At 70.7% G+C, this 2,177-nt stretch carries 1 protein-coding gene and 1 pseudogene; both read left to right on the forward strand.

The annotated features are described in order from the left end of the window. Positions 1–1,389, forward strand: a 1,389-nt coding sequence (gene pruA / locus NBX02_RS05390) for an L-glutamate gamma-semialdehyde dehydrogenase (protein ID WP_250290265.1), incomplete at its 5' end; no start/stop codon positions are given. A gap of 595 nt (positions 1,390–1,984) precedes the next feature. Then, positions 1,985–2,177 (forward strand): annotated as a pseudogene (locus NBX02_RS05395) (hypothetical protein); the annotation flags it as partial.

Genomic DNA, 2,177 nt, shown 5'->3' on the forward strand with positions numbered 1-2,177 from the left:
GCGCTGGCCGCGGCGCCCGGCTGGCGGGCGCTGTCCCAGGACGACCGGGCCGCGGTGTTCCTGCGGGCGGCCGACCTGCTGGCCGGGCGCTGGCGGGACACCCTCAACGCCGCGACCATGCTCGGGCAGAGCAAGAGCTGCTACCAGGCGGAGATCGACGCGGCCTGCGAGCTGATCGACTTCTGGCGTTTCAACGTCGCCGCCGCCCGTGGGATCGTCGCCGGGCAGCCGCTCTCGGCGCCCGGCACGTGGAACCGCATGGACTACCGTCCCCTGGAGGGGTTCGTCCTCGCGGTGACGCCGTTCAACTTCACCTCGATCGCGGCGAACCTGCCGACCGCTCCGGCGATCATGGGCAACACGGTGGTCTGGAAGCCGGGCCCCACCCAGCAGCTCGCCGCCCAGCACACCATGTCGCTGCTGGCGGCGGCGGGCCTCCCACCAGGGGTGATCAACATGGTCACCGGGGACGGCGCGGCCGTCTCGGCGGTGGCGCTGCGGCACCGGGAGCTCGCCGGGGTGCACTTCACCGGGTCGACGGCGACTTTCCGGACGATGTGGCGGACGGTGGCCGAGGGGATCGACGGCTACCGGGACTACCCGCGGCTGGTCGGCGAGACCGGCGGGAAGAACTTCGTCGTCGCCCACCCCAGCGCCGGCCCGGACGCGCTCGTCGTCGCGCTGGTCCGGGGTGCCTTCGAGTACCAGGGGCAGAAGTGCTCGGCGGCGTCCCGCGCCTACCTGCCCGCCTCGCTGTGGCGGTCGGGTCTTCGTGACCAGCTGGTCACGCAGACCGCGGCGCTGACCTACGGTGACGTGTCCGACCTGAGCCTCTTCGGCGGGGCGGTGATCGACCGGCGGGCCTTCGACCGGCTGTCGGCCCTGCTCGCGCGGCTGCGCGCGGACCCGGACGTGTCGGTGCTCGTCGGTGGCGGCGCCGACGACCGGACCGGATTCTTCGTGGAACCGACGGTCGTCGTGTGCGCCGATCCCGCACACGAGGTGTTCACGTCCGAGTACTTCGGGCCGGTACTCGCCGTGCATATCTACGACGATGCTCCGGGACGGCCCGGTTCGGACGCTTTTACCACAGCATTGCGGGATGTCACGGACTTCTCGCCCTACGGGCTGACCGGCGCGGTTTTCGGCCGGGATCGCCGCGCGCTCGCCACCGCTACCGAGGCGCTACGGTACAGCGCCGGAAACTTCTACATCAACGACAAACCGACCGGCGCGGTGGTGGGCCAGCAGCCGTTCGGCGGATCGCGGGCGAGCGGCACCAATGACAAGGCCGGCTCCGCGCTGAATCTGCTGCGATGGGTCTCCCCGCGGGCACTGAAGGAGACGTTCGACCCACCGCGACAGGTCGCCTACCCGCACATGGGCTGAGCTCCTCACCAGGGCCCTTGCCAGGGCCTCCTACCAGGACCTCCGCGCCAGAACCTCTCGCCGGGACCGCTGCCCCGGGCCGACGCGCCGCGGGGCCCGAGGCGGCGTGCCGACCTGGACGCCATGCTATCCGCTTGCGGCCCGCATCCGGTGGCATCGTGCTGTTTTACGACCGACAGTGCTGTTTGGCAGTTGACAGGACTGTTTGGCAGTTGACATGGCTGTTCCGGCCATGGCGGACACTCGGACCACACCGTCGCCCGTTGGTCGTCCGGTTGGAACTGGACGTTCGGAACACGGCTGTGGAATGGTTCGATACCGGACCGTCCCGGGGGATGTTCCGGCCGGGGCCGTCGGCGAGCGTACCCGGCGTGACCGGGCGCGTGGACAGCCGCCATGCGCCTATTGGTTTGCCGCCACCCGGAAAGATCGCGACCGCGCTTCGCGATACTTTTGTGATGGATTCAGGGTGCGCCCGGCGCACCCACGGAGGACTTTCGTGGCCATGATGGGAACCCAGGATGATGCCGGAGGCTGCCACCCGTACCGGTGCGGATCCCCGCGGCGCGCACCGCGGGAAGGAGGCTGATCACCCGTGCTCTACCTCGCCGGCCAGATTCTGGTGCTCATGGCGGCGGCGCTGGCTGTTGGTGCACTGCTGACCTGGGTGTTCCTCCTCGGCCCCGTACATCGCCGGGTCGAGGAGATACGGCGTGCCACCGCCCTGCCCGCCCCCGGCACCGGGCCGCTGCCCGTTGTGACGCCGCCGGCAGGCAGGCCCGCTCCGG

This window comes from Protofrankia sp. CiP1_Cm_nod1, assembly GCF_920888515.1.
Classification (GTDB): domain Bacteria; phylum Actinomycetota; class Actinomycetes; order Frankiales; family Frankiaceae; genus Protofrankia.